The following is an 18,052-nucleotide window of genomic DNA, read 5'->3' on the forward strand; positions in this document are numbered from 1 at the left end:
CTGGGTACCCGCCCTGCTGTGCACGGCCCGCACGGCAGACCTTGCCCTGCGGCAGATCCAGGAGGAGGCGCAGTAATGAGCACGGTGAAGGAGACCGTCGAGGTCGAGGTCCCCGTCCGCACCGCCTACAACCAGTGGACGCAGTTCGAGGAGTTCCCGAACTTCATGGAAGGCGTCGAGCAGATCACTCAGGTCGACGACCGCCACAACCACTGGACCACCAAGATCGGCGGGGTGCAGCGGGAGTTCGACACCGAGATCGTCGACCAGCTCCCCGACGAACGGATCACATGGCGCACCGTCAGCGGCGACACCAAGCAGCGGGGCATGGTCAGCTTCCAGCGCCTGGACGACACGCACACACGGGTGGAACTCGTGATGGACATCGAGCCCGGCGGCATGGCCGAGAAGGCGGGTGACATGACCGGGATGATCGACCGGCGGGTGAAGGGCGACATGCATCGCTTCAAGGAGTACATCGAGCACCGCGGTGGCGAGAGCGGAGCCTGGCGGGGTCGCATCAAGCCCGGATGACCCTCCGGCTCCCGGGCCCCGGGTCGCCGCAGTGGCCGCCACCGCACCGGTGGCGGCCACTGCCGCGTACGCTCTGCCCATGGTGCATGTACTGGGCAGCAGGACGCTGCTGAGCCCCACCGACCCGCAGCGCTCGCGCGACTTCTACGGCAAGACCCTGGGTCTCGCCGTCTACCGCGAATTCGGGACCGGACCGGAGCGGGGAACGGTGTACTTCCTCGGCGGCGGATTCCTCGAACTCTCGGGCCGCTCCGACACCCCGCCCTCACCCGCTGTGCGGCTGTGGCTCCAGGTGCCCGATGTACACGCCGCCCACGACGAGCTGCTGGCCCGGGGCGTCGAGGTGCTCCGGGCGCCGCAGAAGGAGCCGTGGGGGCTGGTCGAGATGTGGATCGCGGACCCGGACGGGGTGCGCATCGCGGTGGTCGAGGTGCCCGAGGACCATCCGCTGCGCCACCGTCCCTGACCATACGGCCCGGCCGGCGGCCGGCAAACGCCGAGGGCCCCGGAAGCGGATGCTTCCGGGGCCCTCGGCGTTCGGCCGTCGAGTACGGGACGGCCGTCACGTACCCGATCTGCGCTACGGGATCTGCGCCGCCCGCGCCTCGCGGCTCTCGCGCCGGTTGTCGCGGAACGTGTTCACGCGACGGGCGGTGGCGAAGAGGGGGATCGTCGCCGCCATGACGATCTGCAGCGCGCAGCCCATCTGCAGCAGTACCTGGCCGCCCGGCGCGTCGAACGCCCACGCCGCCAGCATGCCCATGGCCGAGACGATCCAGCCGAGCATCGCCACCGCGAGGACGCCCCGCGGCTTCGGGTACTCGACCCGGCTCACCATCAGCCACGCGGTACCGACGACCGCCAGCAGTGTCGCCTCGAACGGCAGCTCGAGCAGCACGATCGAGACGACCGTGAGTGCGCCGAACGGCGACGGCATGCCCTGGAACGTGCCGTCCTTCACGGTGACGCACGAGAAGCGGGCAAGCCGCAGCACCACCGCCAGCAGCACAACGATCGCGCCCACCGCCGCGACCCGCTCATGCGCGTCACTCGCGACCATGCCGTACACGAGCACGAAGTACGCCGGCGCCAGACCGAAGCTGATCAGATCGGAGAGATTGTCCAGCTCCGCGCCCATCGGCGACGACCGCAGCTTGCGGGCGACGAGGCCGTCGAACAGGTCGAAGACAGCCGCGCACAGCATCAGTATCACGGCCGTGGCCGCGCTGTTGCGGGCCATGCCCGACTCGTCACCCGAGAGGTGCGGGATGAGGATGCCGGTGGTGGTGAAGTACACCGCCATGAAGCCGCACGTCGCGTTACCGAGCGTCAGCGTGTCCGCTATCGACAGCCGGAGGGACAGCGGCATTTCCTCCGCGTCGTCGTCCTCGTCGTCGGCGACCCAGTTCGTGGCCTGTGTGTCGGGATCAATCACGGTCAATTCGAGTCACCCCCGCAGTCGTGGTCTGACCGACCTCGACAGCGACGTCGACACCTTCCGGAAGGTAGATGTCAACGCGCGATCCGAAGCGGATCAGACCGATGCGGTCGCCCTGCTCGACCTTGGTGCCCTGCGGGATGTACGGGACGATCCGCCGCGCGACCGCGCCGGCGATCTGCACCATCTCGATGTCGCCGAGCTCGGTGTCGAAGTGCCAGACAACGCGCTCGTTGTTCTCGCTCTCCTTGTTGAACGCGGGGACGAAACCGCCCGGGACGTGCTCGACCGACGTCACCGTGCCCGAGAGGGGCGCGCGGTTGACGTGGACGTTGAGCGGGCTCATGAAGATCGCGACGCGGGTACGTCCGTCCTTCCACGGCATGATGCTCTGCACCACACCGTCGGCGGGCGAGATGACCCGGCCGTGTGCGATCTCACGCTCGGGGTCGCGGAAGAACCACAGCATGCCCGCCGCGAGCGCGGTGGTGGGCACGGCGATGGCCGCGGCACGCCGGGAGCGGCGTGAGCGGGCCAGGCTGAGTGCGGCGGTGGCGACGGTCGGCAGAAGCCACGGCGATGCTCCGCGAGCGATACGTACGCCACGGAGGCTGTCGCGAGGTGCAGAGGTTTGGCTGTGGGGCATGGATGACCTTCGTAGCGGATGATGCCGCGCTGGCAACGGGGGACGGCGGCTTTCCCGCGATCGTATCGGTTACGACCCGCAACTGGGAAAGGCAGAAGCCGAGTCGGCGGCCGGAAGATGATGACAGGGTGTGATCACCTTCCGGCCGTAACCGACTCAAAAGCGACAATCAACCCTGGAATCGGTACTCCTCGAGCAGCCGACGACCAATGATCATTTTCTGGATCTCGGCGGTACCCTCACCGATCAGCAGCATCGGGGCCTCGCGGTAGAGGCGCTCGATCTCGTACTCCTTGGAGAAGCCGTAGCCGCCGTGGATACGGAAGGCGTCCTCGACGACTTCCTTGCAGTACTCGGAGGCGAGGTACTTCGCCATCCCTGCCTCCAGGTCGTTTCGTTCCCCGGAGTCCTTTTTGCGTGCCGCATTCACCATCATCGCATGCGCGGCCTCGACCTTGGTGGCCATCTCGGCCAGCTTGAACTGAATCGCCTGGTGGGAGGCGATGGGCTTGCCGAAAGTGTGACGCTGCTGGGCATAGGAGACACCCAGCTCGAAGGCACGCTGCGCGACGCCGCAGCCACGGGCCGCGACATTCACCCGGCCGACCTCGACGCCGTCCATCATTTGGTAAAACCCTCGGCCGGTGGTCCCGCCGAGGACCCGATCGGCCGGAATGCGCAGTCCGTCCATGATGAGCTCGGTCGTGTCGACGCCCTTGTAGCCCATCTTGTCGATCTTCCCGGGGATGGTGAGGCCGGGGCGGACCTCTCCGAAGCCGGGCTCCTTCTCGACCAGGAAGGTCGTCATCGACTTGTGGGGGGCGGTCCCCTCCGGGTGTCCTTCGTCACTCCGGCACAGGACGGCGACCAGAGTGGACGTGCCGCCGTTCGTCAGCCACATCTTCTGGCCGTTGAGGACGTACTCGTCGCCGTCCTTGACGCCCTTGGACGTGATGGCCGACACGTCCGAACCGAGGCCCGGCTCCGACATCGAGAACGCGCCCCGCACCTCGCCGAGCGCCATCCGCGGCAGGAAGGTGTCCTTCTGCTCCTGCGTGCCGTGCTGCTTGAGCATGTACGCCACGATGAAGTGCGTGTTGATGATGCCGGAGACGGACATCCAGCCACGGGCGATCTCCTCGACGCACAGCGCGTACGTGAGAAGGGACTCACCCAGGCCGCCGTACTCCTCGGGGATCATCAGGCCGAAGAGGCCGAGCTCCTTGAGACCGTCGACGATCTCCTGCGGGTACTCGTCCTTGTGCTCCAGCTCGGTGGCGACAGGAATGATCTCCTTGTCGACAAAGTCCCGAACGGTGGACAGGATCTCCTGCTGGACGTCGGTCAGACCTGCGGTCCGGGCGAGTCGGGCCATGACTACTTCTCCTGCGTCTTGAGCTCGGGGCGGCCGGGCTGCTCGCCGCCGCGCTCCTTGATGTACGTCTCCGTCGGGACCATCACCTTGCGCCGGAAGACGCAGACGAGGGTGCCGTCCTGCTTGTAGCCCTTGGTCTCGACGTGGACGATGCCGCGGTCGTTCTTCGACTTCGACGGGGTCTTGTCGAGGACCGTCGTCTCGCCGTAGATGGTGTCGCCGTGGAACGTCGGCGCCACGTGGCGCAGCGACTCGATCTCCAGGTTGGCGATGGCCTTGCCGGAGACGTCCGGCACGGACATGCCCAGCAGCAGCGAGTAGATGTAGTTCCCCACGACGACGTTCTTGCCGAAGTCCGTCGTGTTCTCCGCATAGTTGGCGTCCATGTGGAGGGGGTGGTGGTTCATCGTCAGGAGACAGAAGAGGTGGTCGTCGTACTCGGTGACCGTCTTCCCGGGCCAGTGCTTGTAGACGGCCCCGACCTCGAACTCCTCGTAGGTGCGTCCGAACTGCATGTCGCTCAGGGCCTTTCTAGTTGTCGGGGATCTCGAACTTGCTGGTCCGCTGCATGCCGGCCGCACGTCCCTTGCCGGAGACGACCAGTGCCATCTTGCGGCTGGCCTCGTCGATCATCTCGTCGCCGAGCATCGCCGAGCCCTTCTTGCCGCCGGCCTCGGACGTGTAGTAGTCGTACGCGTCCAGGATCAGCTCGGCGTGGTCGTAGTCCTCCTGGGAGGGCGAGAAGATCTCGTTGGACGCCTCGACCTGGCCCGGGTGCAGCACCCACTTGCCGTCGAAGCCGAGCGCCGCGGCGCGCTGGGCGACCGCGCGGTAGCCGTCGATGTTGCGGATCTGCAGGTAGGGGCCGTCGATCGCCTGGAGGTTGTTGGCGCGGGCGGCCATCAGGATCTTCATCAGGATGTAGTGGTACGCGTCGGCGGGGTAGCCGGGCGGCTGCTCGCCGACGACCAGGGACTTCATGTTGATGGAGGCCATGAAGTCGGCCGGGCCGAAGATGATGGTCTCGACGCGCGGCGACGCCTGAGCGATCTCGTTGACGTTGTTGAGGCCCTGGGCGTTCTCGATCTGCGCCTCGATGCCGATCTTGCCGACCTCGAAGCCCATCGTCTTCTCGATCTGGGTGAGCAGCAGGTCCAGTGCGACGATCTGCTGGGCGTCCTGGACCTTCGGCAGCATGATGCAGTCGAGGTTCTGGCCGGCGCCCTCGACGACGGTGACGACGTCACGGTACGTCCAGTGAGTGGTCCAGTCGTTGACCCGCACGACCCGCGTCTTGCCGGTCCAGTCGCCCTCGTTGAGGAACTTCACGATGGTGTGGCGCGCGTCCGGCTTGGCGAGCGGCGCGCAGGCGTCCTCGAGGTCCAGGAACACCTGGTCGGCCGGCAGGCCCTGGGCCTTCTCCAGGAAGCGCGGGTTCGAACCCGGCACCGCCAGGCAGGAGCGGCGCGGACGCAGCCGGTTCACAGGGGTAGTCATGCGGGGACCTCCAGAGGGTCGAGCTTGTTCGCTGTACGAATCTCGTCGACGATACGGCCGATGATCTCCGTGATACCGAAGTCCTTCGGTGTGAAGACGGCGGCCACTCCCGCCGCCTTCAGCTCTGCGGCGTCGGCGTTCGGGATGATCCCGCCGACGATCACCGGAATGTCGGCCGCGCCGGCATCGCGCAGCCGCTCCAGCACGTCCGGCACCAGCTCGGCGTGCGAGCCGGACAGGATGGAGAGGCCCACGCAGTGCACGTCCTCGGCGAGGGCGGCGGAGACGATCTGCTCCGGGGTGAGCCGGATGCCCTGGTAGACCACCTCGAACCCGGCGTCACGGGCCCGTACGGCGATCTGCTCGGCGCCGTTGGAGTGCCCGTCCAGGCCCGGCTTGCCGACCAGCAGCCGCAGCCGGCCGGAGCCCAGGTCGTCCGCGGTGCGCGCCACCTTCTCGCGTACGGCGGCGAGCGGAGTACCCGCCTCCGCGGCGACCGCCACCGGGGCGCTGCTGACGCCCGTCGGCGCACGGAACTCGCCGAAGACGTCACGCAGCGCCCAGGCCCACTCGCCGGTGGTGACGCCCGCACGCGCACACTCGACGGTGGCCGCCATCAGGTTCTCGGTGCCCGCCGCGGCCTTCTTCAGCGCCGCGAGGGCCTCTGCCGCACGGGACTCGTCACGGTCGGCGCGCCACTCGTGGAGCTTCGCCACGACCCGGGCCTCGTTCGCCGGGTCGACCGTCATGATCGCGGTGTCGAGATCCGCGGTGAGCGGGTTCTCCTCGGTCGTCTCGTAGATGTTGACGCCGACGATCTTCTCGTCGCCCGCCTCGATCCGCGCCCGCCGCTCGGCGTGCGAGGAGACCAGCTGCGACTTGAGGTAGCCGGACTCGACGGCCGCCATCGCGCCGCCCATCTCCTGGATCCGGTCGATCTCGGCGAGGCACTCCTCGACCAGGGAGCCGACCTTGGCCTCGACGACGTGCGAACCGGCGAAGATGTCCTCGTACTCCAGCAGGTCCGACTCGTGCGCCAGCACCTGCTGGATGCGCAGCGACCACTGCTGGTCCCAGGGCCGGGGCAGACCCAGCGCCTCGTTCCACGCCGGCAACTGGACGGCGCGGGCGCGGGCGTCCTTGGACAGCGTCACGGCCAGCATCTCGAGCACGATGCGCTGGACGTTGTTCTCCGGCTGCGCCTCGGTGAGGCCCAGGGAGTTGACCTGGACGCCGTAGCGGAAGCGGCGCTGCTTCTCGTTCTCGATGCCGTACCGCTCCCGGGTGACCTTGTCCCAGATGCGGCCGAAGGCCCGCATCTTGCACATCTCCTCGACGAAGCGGACGCCCGCGTTCACGAAGAAGGAGATCCGGGCGACGACGTCACCGAACTTCTCGGCCGGCACCTGGCCCGAGTCGCGCACGGCGTCGAGGACGGCGATCGCGGTGGACATCGCGTACGCGATTTCCTGCACCGGCGTGGCCCCGGCCTCCTGCAGGTGGTAGCTGCAGATGTTGATCGGGTTCCACTTGGGGATGTTGGCCACCGTGTACGTGATCATGTCGGTGGTCAGGCGCAGTGAAGGACCGGGCGGGAAGACGTGCGTCCCGCGCGACAGGTACTCCTTGACGATGTCGTTCTGCGTCGTCCCCTGGAGCAGACGGATGTCCGCGCCCTGCTCCTCGGCGACCACCTGGTACAGCGCCAGCAGCCACATGGCGGTGGCGTTGATGGTCATCGAGGTGTTCATCTGCTCCAGGGGGATGTCCTGGAACAGCCGGCGCATGTCGCCCAGATGGGAAACCGGCACCCCGACCCGGCCGACCTCGCCGCGGGCGAGGACGTGGTCGGGGTCGTAACCGGTCTGGGTCGGCAGGTCGAAGGCCACCGACAGACCCGTCTGGCCCTTGGCGAGGTTGCGCCGGTACAGCTCGTTGGACGCCTCGGCGGTCGAGTGACCGGCGTACGTCCGCATGAGCCAGGGCCGGTCCTTCTTCCTCGGCTCACTTCCCTTCGGGCGCTCGAAGCCGCTGTCGAGGTTCCTCGCCCCGCGGTCGCTTCGCTCCCTCGGCCTCGTCGCTTTCGACACCGGCGCGCCCTCCGGTCCGATCGCGGCCTTCCTCGGCTCGTGCATGTCACACGTTCCGGAAGCGGTTGATGGCGTCGACGTGCTTCTCTCGCATCTCCGGGTCGCTGACGCCCAGACCCTCCTGCGGGGCGAGCGCGAGGACGCCGACCTTGCCCTGGTGGAGGTTGCGGTGCACGTCGTACGCGGCCTGGCCGGTGTCCTCGAGGGAGTACACCTTCGACAGGGTGGGGTGGATCTTGCCCTTGGCGATGAGGCGGTTGGCCTCCCACGCCTCGCGGTAGTTGGCGAAGTGCGAGCCGATGATCCGCTTCAGCGACATCCACAGGTAGCGGTTGTCGTACTCGTGCATGTAGCCCGAGGTCGAGGCACAGGTGGTGATGGTGCCGCCCTTGCGGGTGACGTAGACGGACGCGCCGAACGTCTCGCGGCCCGGGTGCTCGAAGACGATGTCGATGTCCTCGCCGCCGGTGAGCTCGCGGATGCGCTTGCCGAAGCGCTTCCACTCCTTCGGGTCCTGGGTCTGCTCGTCCTTCCAGAACTTGTAGCCCTCGGCGTTGCGGTCGATGATCGCCTCCGCGCCCATCGCACGGCAGATGTCCGCCTTCTGGTCGCTGGAGACGACACAGATCGGGTTGGCGCCGCCGGCGAGCGCGAACTGGGTGGCGTACGAGCCGAGTCCGCCGCTCGCACCCCAGATGAGGACGTTGTCGCCCTGCTTCATGCCGGCGCCGTTGCGGGAGACGAGCTGGCGGTACGCGGTGGAGTTGACCAGGCCCGGGGCCGCGGCCTCCTCCCAGCTGAGGTGCTTCGGCTTGGGCATCAGCTGGTTGGACTTGACGAGCGCGATCTCCGCGAGGCCGCCGAAGTTGGTCTCGAAGCCCCAGATGCGCTGCTCGGGGTCGAGCATCGTGTCGTTGTGGCCGTCGGAGGACTCCAGCTCGACCGAGAGGCAGTGCGCGACGACCTCGTCACCCGGGTTCCAGGCGTTGACGCCGGGGCCGGTGCGCAGGACGACGCCCGCGAGGTCGGAGCCGATGACGTGGTACGGCAGGTCGTGGCGCTTGGTGAGCTCCGACAGCCGCCCGTAGCGCTCCAGGAAGCCGAAGGTGGACAGCGGCTCGAAGATCGAGGTCCACACGGAGTTGTAGTTGACCGAGGAGGCCATCACGGCCACCAGTGCCTCACCCGGACCGAGTTCGGGCACCGGCACGTCGTCGAGGTGGATCGACTTGCGGGGGTCCTTCTCCCGGGTCTCGAGACCGGCGAACATCTCCGTCTCGTCCTTGTGCACGGTGATCGCGCGGTACGACTCGGGGAGCTTCAGTGCGGCGAAGTCGGCCGACGTGGATTCCGTCGACTGGATCGCGTCCAGGATTTCCTTCACGGTGTTGCCTCCGGCGGGAAGCGTCCATGCGCGGACGCTGAGGGGTACGTCGGGGTGGTGCTGCTGTGGAGGTGTGCCGTCGGTTCGGCGGGTGGTGCTGCTGGCAGCGCGGGTGGCGCTTGAAGGTGCCTGTGACGCAGGCGTCCGGGCGGGCAACCACGAGGGTTGCTGGGACAGCCGGCGTACGAATGGTCTCTGCACGCCGGCCGCCCGGACACTCTCAACGTATGGCACGCCGTGCCAGGTCGCAAGACACTCCGTGCCAAGAATTTCTCTCAGATGCAATCCGGGCGACACATATGAGCGATGATCGATCGAACCGGGACGCAAAACGGCTGATGGCCGCCCGAATCGGGCGCCCATCAGCCGTGTGGCACGGGGGCGGTCAGGACTGCTTGAGCGCCTGCTCGATGGCCCGCATGACCTCGCTCAGCGGCGCGTCCGTGCGCGCGACGGCCACCAGCACCTCGCCCTCGGTACGGGCCGTCGCCGCCGGCTCCTGGGCCGCCGCGTCGGCCATGACCGCCGCGTGCTTGCGCCCGGCCCCTATGCCGGTACCGAACGTGTCGCGGACGATGGCGAACGCGTGGTCCAGCTGGGCCTCCACGTCGCCCTGGCCGCCCGCCCGCAGCCAGCGGCGCAGCACATGGTTGTGCGCGGTGACGACGGCGGAGGCGGCGACCTCGGCGAGCAGCGGGTCGTCGTTGCCGTCGTGGTGGTCGCGCTCGTCGAAGTGGCCCAGCAGATAGCGCGTGAACAGCCGCTCGTAACGGGCCACCGAGGCGATCTCGCGCTCCCGCAGGGTGGGCACCTCGCGGGTCAGCCGGTAGCGCTCGACGGAGACGGCGGGGGAGGAGGCGTACATCCGCATGACCTCCTTGATCCCCCGGCAGACCGTGTCCAGCGGATGCTCGTGCGGCGGAGCGGCGTTCAGCACCGCCTCCGCCCGTACCAGTGTGTCGTCGTGGTCCGGGAAGATCGCCTCTTCCTTGGAGCGGAAGTGCCGGAAGAACGTACGCCGTGCCACGCCCGCCGCCGCCGCGATCTCGTCGACCGTCGTCGCCTCGTAGCCCTTGGTCGCGAACAACTCCATTGCCGCCGCAGCCAGTTCACGGCGCATTTTCAGACGTTGCGCGGCGGCGCGGGAGCCCGCGGGGCTCTCCGGAGCGTCGGTCGGGGCGCCGGCGCGGCCGGTGCGGCGGGAGGTTTCAGCGGGCTGGGGCATGATCTGAACGTACTGCATCCGGGCAGTCGGCTGCGCCTGCGTGCCGCTGTCCGTCTCCCCGGGGACGGAGGGCGGGCCGCCCGGACCGAGCAGCCCGCCCCACCCTGCGCCGGACTCAGCGCCGGGCATATTCGCGGAAGCCGCGCCCCGTCTTGCGGCCGAGGCATCCCGCGGCGACCAGGTGCTCGAGCAGCGGCGCCGGAGCCAGGCCCGGGTCGCGGAACTCGCGGTGCAGGACCTTCTCGATCGCGAGCGAGACGTCGAGACCGACCACGTCGAGCAGTTCGAACGGGCCCATCGGGTAGCCGCCGCCGAGCTTCATCGCGGCGTCGATGTCGTCGAGGGTGGCGTAGTGCTCCTCGACCATCTTGATCGCGTTGTTGAGGTACGGGAAGAGCAGCGCGTTCACGATGAAGCCCGCCCGGTCGCCGCAGTCGACCGGGTGCTTCTTGATCTTCGCGGTGACCTCGCGGACCGTGGCGTGCACATCGTCGGAGGTCAGGACCGTGCGGACCACCTCGACCAGCTTCATCGCCGGGGCGGGGTTGAAGAAGTGCATGCCGATGACGTCCTGGGGGCGCGAGGTGGCGCGCGCGCAGGCGACGACGGGCAGCGAGGAGGTGGTGGTGGCGAGCACCGCACCCGGCTTGCAGATCTTGTCGAGGGTGGCGAAGAGCTGCTGCTTGATCTCCAGGTCCTCGGCCACCGCCTCCAGCGCCAGGTCGACCTCGGCGAACGCGTCGAGCGAACCGGCGGGGGCGATCCGGGCCAGGGTGCCCTCCCGGGCCTCCTCGGTCATCCGTCCCTTGGCGACCGAGCGCGCCAGCGACTTGCCGATGCGGGCCTTCGCCACCTCGGCTTTCTCCAGGCTGCGCGCGGCCAGCACCACGTCGTAACCCGCCTTGGCGAAGACCTCCGCGATGCCGCTCGCCATGGTGCCGGAGCCGGCCACGCCGACCGAGCGGATCTCCCGGCCGGCGGCGGCCCCGTCGGACGGCCGCGGGGTCAGCGCGTCGTCCACGGTGTCGGCGCTGCCGGGGGCGGCGTAGGTGTAGAACCCGCGGCCGGCCTTGCGGCCGGTCAGACCGGCCGCACTGAGCTGCCCCAGGATGGGCGCCGGGGCGTGCAGGCGGTCCTGCGACTCCGCGTACATCGCGTCCAGCACGGTGCGTGCGGTGTCGATGCCGATCAGGTCGAGCAGCGCGAGGGGGCCCATGGGCAGACCGCAGCCGAGCTTCATCGCCGCGTCGATGTCCTCGCGGGAGGCGTAGCGCGACTCGTACATCGCCGCCGCCTGGTTGAGGTAACCGAACAGCAGGCCGTCCGCGACGAATCCGGGACGGTCACCGATCGCGACCGGCTCCTTGCCGAGCTCGCGGGCCAGCGCCGTGACGGCCTCCACGGCGGCCGGGGCGGTCAGCACGGAGGAGACCACCTCGACGAGCTTCATCGCCGGGGCCGGATTGAAGAAGTGCAGTCCGAGCACGCGCTCCGGGCGCTCGGAATCGGCCGCGAGCCGGGTCACGGAGAGGGCGTTGGTGCCGGTCGCGATGATCGTGTCCGGGCGGACGACGGCGTCGAGCTCGCGGAAGACCTGCTGCTTGGCCTCGTACGACTCGGGCACGACCTCGATCACCAGATCGGCCTCGGCGGCGGCCTGCGGATCGGAGAAGGTGCGGAAACGGGCGAGGATGTCTCGGCGCTCCTCCTCGGTGATCCGCTCCCGCCCCACGGCGCGGGCGGTGGAGGCTTCGAGCGAGGCGACGGCCCGGCGGGCGGCGGCGTCACTGACGTCGATGCCGACGACCTCGCGGCCGGCGCGCGCGAGGACCTCGGCGATGCCGGTGCCCATGGTGCCGAGGCCGACGACGGCAATGGTGTGGAGAGGGGTGTCCATCACGGGACTCCAGGGATGAGTGACGACTGATGAGGAGCGCGCGCGGGGGCGGAACAGGAGGAGGTCCGCAGGCGCGGGGGCCGACACCGCAGGGGCGTACGGCGCGCGGGAACCGCGTGTCGTGGTGCTGGGGCCGACGGGCCTGTCCCTGGCCACGCCGTACTTTCTGCTTCGTGCTGCTCCGAAACCTCGGAACCTCGAAGCCGAACCGACAACCTCTCGGCGGCTGCGTCACCAGGCCGCCGGGAGTCGCGGGGGTGACCCGCTCACTTGAGATTAACTCGCCGGTAACGAGCACGCCAGCCCTCGACGGAGGCTCGTCCATGTGATCTGGATCGCGCCCCGCTCCCGCCGATACGCTTCCGTCATGGACGAGGAGTTGCGGTCGCTCGCGAGCCGGCTGCGGGACGAGTCGGGCGGGGGAGCCGCGTACGAACGGCTGCTGACCACCGCCGACCACGACGAACTCGCCACCGTCCTCACCGAACACGGGCGCCCCCTGTGGGCACGTGAACTCGCCGCCTTCCGGCTCGGCTGCGCCGGGGACCGCCGCGCCTTCGAGTCCCTGGTCCTCCTCCTCAACCACCGCGACCCCGAGCGCTGTGTCGGCGCCGCCCACGCCCTCGCCGAGCTGGGCGACCCCCGCACCCCGCGCGCCGCCGCTGCACTCGCCACCAACGAACTGCGCGTCGCCTACTCCCTGCTCCCGGTCCGCCTGCTGACCCGGCTGCGCGCACCGGAGTCCGTCCCGGCCCTGATCACGGTCCTCGGCCGCCGCCTCGGCGCCGGCGACCCGCACTGGCGGGTGGCGCTGGCGTGCGTGGAGGGCCTGGGAGCGCTGGGCGACGCGCGCGCCGCCGAGGTCGTACGGGCGGCGCTGCCGCACCCGCGTCTGGCGGCGGCGGCGCAGGCGGCGCTGGCGCGGCTGGAGGGACAGCGGGCGTGACTGCTGCCGGGGTCAGGAGACCTGCGCCGCCGGACGCCCCGCGCAGGGAGCCGGTCACGCCGTCAGTCGCCGGAAGTAACGGACCTCCGGGACGCGTTCGCCGTCGACCTCGAAGGGCTCCTCGGTGCCGTCCGGTGTGAAGCCCGCGCGCTCGTAGAAGCGGCGGGCGCGGGCGTTGTCCCTGAGGACCCACAGGACCATCTCCTGGAACCCGGCCGCCCTCGCGCGGCCCGTCAGTTCGGCCATCAGCGCGTGGCCCACGCCCGAGGAGATGCGCTCCGGCCGGACGTAGATCGCGTAGAGCTCGCACACTTCCCGGTGCTTCTCGCCGCCCTCGTCGCGGAGCGGGCCGAAGCAGCCCCAGCCGACCACCTCGCCGGCCCACTCGGCGACCACGTTGCTCACCCCGGCGCCCGCTCCGTCCACGAGGAGCGAGCGGCGTTCGGCCGCGTCGTCCGCCGCGTTCATGGCGTCCAGGTACGACTGGGGCACGAGTCCGGTGTACGCGAACCGCCAGCCGCCCACCCGGATCGTGGCGACCGCGTCGCAGTCGTCGATCGTCATGTCCCGCACGCGCATGGTCATCGCTCCGTGGCCTCCCCTCTCCGTCGTCGGTGGGCACACTGCCCCCCAGTGTCCTACGACGCTACTGGAACCGGCGTCAGAGCAGCGTGAGTTGAGTCGGCTCCGGCACCACCGGCTCGGGGGCTGCGGGCTGCCGCCGCCGGTGGTCGCCGCGGTCCGCGGGGCCGATACCGAACTCGGCGGCCAGCTCGTGCACATGACGGGTGATCCGGCGCTGGTACCACTTGGGCGCGTACGCGCCCTCCGCGTACAGCCGCTCGTACCGCGCCACCAGATGCGGATGGTGTTCGCGCAGCCAGGCCATGAACCACTCACGGGCGCCGGGGCGCAGATGCAGCACGAGCGGGGTGACGGAGGTCGCGCCGGCGGCCGCGATCGCCCTCACCGTGGCCCTCAGCTGGTCGGGGTGGTCGCCGAGGAACGGGATGACCGGCGCCATCAGGACGCCGCAGCCGATGCCGTGCTCGGTGAGGGTGCGTACGACGTCGAGGCGGCGTTCGGGGGAGGGGGTGCCCGGTTCGACCGTGCGCCACAGTTCGCGGTCCGTGAAGCCCACCGAGACGGAGATGCCGACCTCGGTGACGCCCGCGGCCTGGACCAGCAGATCCAGGTCGTGCAGGATCAGCGTGCCCTTGGTGAGGATCGAGAACGGATTGGCGTGGTCGCGCAGCGCCGAGATGATCCCCGGCATCAGCCGGTAGCGTCCCTCAGCCCGCTGGTAGCAGTCCACGTTGGTCCCCATGGCGATGTGCGCGCCCTGCCACTGGCGGGACGCCAGCTGGCGGCGCAGCAGTTCGGGGGCGTTGACCTTGACGACGATCTGCGAGTCGAAACCGAGGCCGGTGTCCAGGTCCAGATAGCTGTGTGTCTTGCGGGCGAAGCAGTACACGCAGGCATGGGTGCAGCCCCGGTAGGGGTTGACGGTCCATTCGAACGGCATCCGTGACGCGCCCGGCACCCGGTTCAGGATCGAACGGGCCCGGACCTCGTGGAAGGTGATGCCCCGGAACTCGGGGGTGTCGAAGGTCCGCGTCGTGACCGCGGACGTACCGAACAGGGCGGCGTCCCCTGATGGGGCGGGGCCGTCGGCCAGATTGTCCCAGCGCATGGGTGCCTCCTCGTTCGCACTGACCTCAGAATAGAACACCTGTTCCCATGATCGCCGCAAGGGCGATTTGGGGGCCCGTGCCGGAGGTGGTTGGCTAGCGGCATCCCGCTGGAGCGAGTGCTGGAGGAGCAACCAAAATGGCGCAGGTCGAAGCCACCACGGAACGGATCGTCGCGGCGGACGCGGAGACGGTGTTCGATGCCGTGGCCGACTACGAGAACACCCGCGCGAAGCTCCTGACCGAGCACTTCAGCGAGTACGAGGTCCGCGAGGGCGGCGACGGCGAGGGCACGCTCGTCCACTGGAAGCTCCAGGCCACCAGCAAGCGCGTCCGGGACTGCCTGCTCGAGGTCTCGGAACCCAGGGACGGGGAACTGGTCGAGAAGGACCGGAACTCCTCCATGGTCACCACCTGGACGGTCACCCCGGCCGGCGAGGGCAAGTGCCGGGTGGTCGTGACCACCGTCTGGAACGGCGCGGGCGGTATCGGCGGCTTCTTCGAGAAGACCTTCGCCCCCAAGGGCCTCGGTCGCATCTACGACGCCGTGCTGGCCAAGCTCGCCGCGAACGTGGAGAAGTAACCTCACCGGTTCGAGTGGTCTTTCCCGCCGTTCAGGAGTGCGCCCGGCGTGCTCCCGCGCGCGCCGGGTCGGCGGGGAAGCCGCTGGTGGGCGCCTCAAATGCGCCCCCTCCAGGGGCTGTTGAGGCGCCTCTCGAACGCCTGGCCGGGGCGGTGCCCGAGTTGCTCCCCCTTCGCATGCAATGTGAAGAATGACGCCGCACAGCGCGACGAGCGGTGCGTCGAGGGGAGACGGACGTGGGCGGGATCACTCTGGTCAAGGACGAGCAGGCCGCGCCGGACACCACCGGACCTGCCGACCCGCCGCCGCCCGCAGCCCCGGCGGCCACCACGCCGCTCGGCCCGCGCCGCGTGCGGCTCGTCTTCATGAGCCTGATGCTCGCGCTGCTGCTCGCCGCGCTCGAGCAGATGATCGTCGCCACCGCCCTGCCGAAGATCGTCGGTGAGCTCCAGGGCCTCGACCGGATGCCGTGGGCGATCACCGCCTATCTGCTCACCGCCACCATCGGTCTGCCCGTCTACGGCAAACTCGGCGACCTCTACGGGCGCAAGGGCGTCTTCCAGTTCGCCATCGTCGTCTTCGTCGTCGGCTCCGCGCTCGCCGGCTGGTCACGCACGATGAACGAGCTGATCGTCTTCCGTGCCGTCCAGGGTGCCGGCGCCGGCGGGCTCATGATCGGCGTACAGGCGATCATCGCCGACATCGTCCCGTCCCGTGAACGCGGCCGCTTCATGGGCCTGATCGGCGCCGCCTTCGGGCTCGCCTCCGTCGCCGGCCCGCTGCTCGGCGGCTTCTTCACCGATCACGTCTCCTGGCGTTGGTGCTTCTACTTCAACGTCCCCTTCGGCCTGATCACCCTGCTCGTGGTCAGTGTGGTGCTGAAGCTCCCGCGCCCCCGGGCCAGGGCCCGGCTCGACGTCCTGGGTGCGCTGCTCCTCGCCGCCGCCTCCACCTGCCTGGTGCTGCTGACCAGTTGGGGCGGCACCGAGTACGCCTGGGGCTCACGCGTGATCACCGGCCTCGGCGCGGGAGCGGCGGCAACGACCGTGCTCTTCCTGGTCGTCGAGCGCCTCGCGCCCGAACCGATCATTCCGCTCCGGCTGTTCCGCGACTCCGTGTTCAACATCACCTCGCTCGTCGGCGCGGTGATCGGCGTCGCCCTCTTCGGCGCCGCCAGCTATCTGCCCACCTTCCTCCAGATGGTCGGCGGGGCCAGCGCCACCGAGTCGGGCCTGCTGATGCTCCCCATGATGGGCGGGCTCGTCGTCGCCTCGATCGTCTCCGGTCAGCTGATCAGCCGCACCGGCCGCTACAAGGTCTATCCGGTACTCGGCAGTGCCGTCGCCGCCGTCGGCATGTGGCTCCTGTCCCGCCTGGAGGCGGACACCCCGCGGCTGGACTACAGCATCTGGCAGGCGGTGCTCGGCGTGGGCATCGGGCTGGTGATGCCGGTGCTGATCCTCGCCGTGCAGAACGCGGTGCCGCCCGCCGACCTCGGCACGGCCACCAGCGCCAACAACTACTTCCGGCAGATCGGCGGCAGCGTCGGCGCCGCGGTCTTCGGCACCCTCTTCGCCGACCGGCTCGCCGACGGGCTCGCCGACCGCCTCCCCGCCGGGGCCGGTCTGCCCGATCCGTCCTCCATCACCCCGCAGACGGTGCATGCCATGCCGCCCGCTCTGCGCGACGGATACATCCAGGCGTACGCGGACGCGATGCCCCGGATCTTCCTCTACCTCGTGCCGGTGCTCGTACTCGGCCTGTTCATCGCCTTCTTCCTCAAGGAGAAACCGCTGGTGTCCCACAACGCCTTCGCCGAGTCCACCGCCGTCCCGCACGCCCGGACCGCCCCGGCCGCCCCCTCCCGGCAGGCGGCCGCGCCGCACCCCGCCGGTGTCCCCGTCTGCGGCACCGTCCAGCACCACGACGGCAGCAGCGTCCCGCGCGCCGCCCTCACCCTCATCGACGTACAGGGCGTCCAGATCGGCCGGGGCGGGAGCGGTGAGGACGGCCGGTACGCCCTGAGCGTCCCCGGCCCCGGGGCCTATGTGCTGATCGCGGCGGCCGGGGGCCACCAGCCGCAGGCCGTCACCGTCACCGTCGGCGAACGGCCCGTCGATCTCGACGTCGTCCTCGGCGGGGCGGGTCGTCTCGCCGGTGTCGTCCTCACAGCCGACAAAAGCCCCGTACGGGACGCGGCCGTCACCCTCACCGATGTGCGCGGCGAGGTCGTGGCCACCACCCGCAGCGGACGGGAGGGCGGCTATGTGATGACGGAACTGGTGGCGGGGGAGTACACCCTGGCCGCGAGCGCCCCCGCTTTCCGGCCGTCCGCCCACCCCGTGAGCGTGCAGCCGTCCCGGGAGACCCGGCAGGACATCGAGCTGGCCGGCGGGGCGGTGCTGCGCGGCACCGTGCGCGCCGGGGACGGCCGGCCGGTCGACGATGCGCGCGTCACGCTGCTGGACGCGGCGGGCAATGTCGTCGACACGCTCACCACCGGGCCCGACGGCACATTCCGCTTCGTGGACCTGTCGTCGGGGGAGTACACGGTCATCGCCTCGGGGTACCCGCCGGTCGCGACCGTGCTCCAGGTAGCCGGCGGGGGACGGACCGAGCGCGACCTGCAGCTCGGGCACGCCGACTGAGGGGATGCGCCGCGGCTGCGGGCGCGCGGCAGGCAGCGGTGTCCTCCCGCGCGCCGGTGCATTGACCTTTTGTCAGTTTCGCTCCGGCGCACTACCTC

At 69.7% G+C, this 18,052-nt stretch carries 16 protein-coding genes; 5 read left to right on the forward strand and 11 right to left on the reverse strand.

From position 1 onward, the window contains the following. The first annotated feature begins 75 nt into the window (after positions 1-75). Together OGH68_RS31105 and OGH68_RS31110 are read left to right on the forward strand one after the other, a co-directional pair. On the forward strand, positions 76-534 hold the full coding sequence (locus OGH68_RS31105) for an SRPBCC family protein (RefSeq protein ID WP_264248679.1): 459 nt from the start codon (positions 76-78) through the stop codon (positions 532-534). 79 nt (positions 535-613) lie between these two features. After that, on the forward strand, positions 614-1,000 hold the full coding sequence (locus OGH68_RS31110) for a VOC family protein (RefSeq protein WP_264248681.1): 387 nt from the start codon (positions 614-616) through the stop codon (positions 998-1,000). Positions 1,001-1,114: 114 nt separating this feature from the next. Here the strand turns inward: OGH68_RS31110 and pssA are convergent, their stop codons facing one another. From pssA to OGH68_RS31155, 9 genes are all read right to left on the reverse strand, one after another. Further along, entirely contained in the window at positions 1,115-1,975 is an 861-nt protein-coding gene (gene pssA / locus OGH68_RS31115) for a CDP-diacylglycerol--serine O-phosphatidyltransferase (RefSeq protein ID WP_264248682.1), read from the reverse strand. Next, complete coding sequence (locus OGH68_RS31120) at positions 1,962-2,618, reverse strand: phosphatidylserine decarboxylase (protein ID WP_264248683.1); 657 nt, start codon at positions 2,616-2,618, stop codon at positions 1,962-1,964. Before OGH68_RS31120 ends, pssA begins: the two co-directional genes overlap by 14 nt. 169 nt (positions 2,619-2,787) lie before the next feature. Then, on the reverse strand, positions 2,788-3,993 hold the full coding sequence (locus tag OGH68_RS31125; RefSeq protein ID WP_264248685.1) for an acyl-CoA dehydrogenase family protein: 1,206 nt from the start codon (positions 3,991-3,993) through the stop codon (positions 2,788-2,790). A gap of 2 nt (positions 3,994-3,995) precedes the next feature. Next, entirely contained in the window at positions 3,996-4,508 is a 513-nt protein-coding gene (locus OGH68_RS31130) for a MaoC family dehydratase (protein WP_264248687.1), read from the reverse strand. Between the two features lie 16 nt (positions 4,509-4,524). Further along, complete coding sequence (locus OGH68_RS31135) at positions 4,525-5,490, reverse strand: HpcH/HpaI aldolase/citrate lyase family protein (RefSeq protein ID WP_264248688.1); 966 nt, start codon at positions 5,488-5,490, stop codon at positions 4,525-4,527. Continuing rightward, on the reverse strand, positions 5,487-7,625 hold the full coding sequence (locus OGH68_RS31140) for a protein meaA (RefSeq protein WP_264248690.1): 2,139 nt from the start codon (positions 7,623-7,625) through the stop codon (positions 5,487-5,489). The genes OGH68_RS31135 and OGH68_RS31140 overlap by 4 nt, the downstream gene beginning before the upstream one ends. A 1-nt stretch (position 7,626) precedes the next feature. Next, complete coding sequence (gene ccrA / locus OGH68_RS31145; RefSeq protein ID WP_264248691.1) at positions 7,627-8,964, reverse strand: crotonyl-CoA carboxylase/reductase; 1,338 nt, start codon at positions 8,962-8,964, stop codon at positions 7,627-7,629. Positions 8,965-9,349: 385 nt separating this feature from the next. Then, positions 9,350-10,189: a TetR family transcriptional regulator gene (locus OGH68_RS31150; RefSeq protein ID WP_264248692.1), complete on the reverse strand. Its 840-nt coding sequence runs from the start codon at positions 10,187-10,189 to the stop codon at positions 9,350-9,352. Between the two features lie 115 nt (positions 10,190-10,304). Further along, positions 10,305-12,086 carry a 3-hydroxyacyl-CoA dehydrogenase family protein gene (locus OGH68_RS31155; RefSeq protein ID WP_264248694.1) on the reverse strand — a complete coding sequence of 594 codons (1,782 nt, stop codon included), beginning with the start codon at positions 12,084-12,086 and terminating at the stop codon, positions 10,305-10,307. 367 nt (positions 12,087-12,453) lie between these two features. Here OGH68_RS31155 and OGH68_RS31160 point away from each other — a divergent pair, with 367 nt between their 5' ends. Further along, complete coding sequence (locus tag OGH68_RS31160) at positions 12,454-13,032, forward strand: adenylosuccinate lyase (protein ID WP_264248695.1); 579 nt, start codon at positions 12,454-12,456, stop codon at positions 13,030-13,032. Between the two features lie 54 nt (positions 13,033-13,086). Here the strand turns inward: OGH68_RS31160 and OGH68_RS31165 are convergent, their stop codons facing one another. Both OGH68_RS31165 and OGH68_RS31170 read right to left on the reverse strand, forming a co-directional pair. Continuing rightward, a complete protein-coding gene (locus OGH68_RS31165; RefSeq protein ID WP_264248696.1) occupies positions 13,087-13,617 on the reverse strand; it encodes a GNAT family N-acetyltransferase in 531 nt (176 codons plus the stop codon). Between the two features lie 76 nt (positions 13,618-13,693). Beyond that, positions 13,694-14,725, reverse strand: a complete 1,032-nt coding sequence (locus tag OGH68_RS31170; RefSeq protein WP_264248697.1) for an Rv2578c family radical SAM protein — start codon at positions 14,723-14,725, stop codon at positions 13,694-13,696. A gap of 137 nt (positions 14,726-14,862) precedes the next feature. Between OGH68_RS31170 and OGH68_RS31175 the strand changes: the two genes are divergently transcribed. Both OGH68_RS31175 and OGH68_RS31180 read left to right on the forward strand, forming a co-directional pair. Further along, positions 14,863-15,306 carry an SRPBCC family protein gene (locus OGH68_RS31175; protein WP_264248698.1) on the forward strand — a complete coding sequence of 148 codons (444 nt, stop codon included), beginning with the start codon at positions 14,863-14,865 and terminating at the stop codon, positions 15,304-15,306. Positions 15,307-15,542: 236 nt separating this feature from the next. Then, positions 15,543-17,954 carry an MFS transporter gene (locus OGH68_RS31180; protein ID WP_264248699.1) on the forward strand — a complete coding sequence of 804 codons (2,412 nt, stop codon included), beginning with the start codon at positions 15,543-15,545 and terminating at the stop codon, positions 17,952-17,954. The last annotated feature ends 98 nt before the right edge of the window (positions 17,955-18,052 follow it).

It is taken from the genome of Streptomyces peucetius (genome assembly GCF_025854275.1).
Classification (GTDB): Bacteria; Actinomycetota; Actinomycetes; order Streptomycetales; family Streptomycetaceae; genus Streptomyces; species Streptomyces peucetius_A.

Bases quoted from the DNA above. Each gene is read 5' to 3' on its own strand.
- OGH68_RS31105 (WP_264248679.1), top strand. From the start codon at position 76: ATGAGCACGGTGAAGGAGACCGTCGAGGTCGAGGTCCCCGTCCGCACC.
- OGH68_RS31110 (WP_264248681.1), top strand. From the start codon at position 614: ATGGTGCATGTACTGGGCAGCAGGACGCTGCTGAGCCCCACCGACCCG.
- OGH68_RS31120 (WP_264248683.1), bottom strand. From the start codon at position 2,618: ATGCCCCACAGCCAAACCTCTGCACCTCGCGACAGCCTCCGTGGCGTA.
- OGH68_RS31125 (WP_264248685.1), bottom strand. From the start codon at position 3,993: ATGGCCCGACTCGCCCGGACCGCAGGTCTGACCGACGTCCAGCAGGAG.
- OGH68_RS31130 (WP_264248687.1), bottom strand. From the start codon at position 4,508: ATGCAGTTCGGACGCACCTACGAGGAGTTCGAGGTCGGGGCCGTCTAC.
- OGH68_RS31135 (WP_264248688.1), bottom strand. From the start codon at position 5,490: ATGACTACCCCTGTGAACCGGCTGCGTCCGCGCCGCTCCTGCCTGGCG.
- OGH68_RS31140 (WP_264248690.1), bottom strand. From the start codon at position 7,625: ATGCACGAGCCGAGGAAGGCCGCGATCGGACCGGAGGGCGCGCCGGTG.
- OGH68_RS31150 (WP_264248692.1), bottom strand. From the start codon at position 10,189: ATGCCCCAGCCCGCTGAAACCTCCCGCCGCACCGGCCGCGCCGGCGCC.
- OGH68_RS31155 (WP_264248694.1), bottom strand. From the start codon at position 12,086: ATGGACACCCCTCTCCACACCATTGCCGTCGTCGGCCTCGGCACCATG.
- OGH68_RS31160 (WP_264248695.1), top strand. From the start codon at position 12,454: ATGGACGAGGAGTTGCGGTCGCTCGCGAGCCGGCTGCGGGACGAGTCG.
- OGH68_RS31165 (WP_264248696.1), bottom strand. From the start codon at position 13,617: ATGACCATGCGCGTGCGGGACATGACGATCGACGACTGCGACGCGGTC.
- OGH68_RS31170 (WP_264248697.1), bottom strand. From the start codon at position 14,725: ATGCGCTGGGACAATCTGGCCGACGGCCCCGCCCCATCAGGGGACGCC.
- OGH68_RS31175 (WP_264248698.1), top strand. From the start codon at position 14,863: ATGGCGCAGGTCGAAGCCACCACGGAACGGATCGTCGCGGCGGACGCG.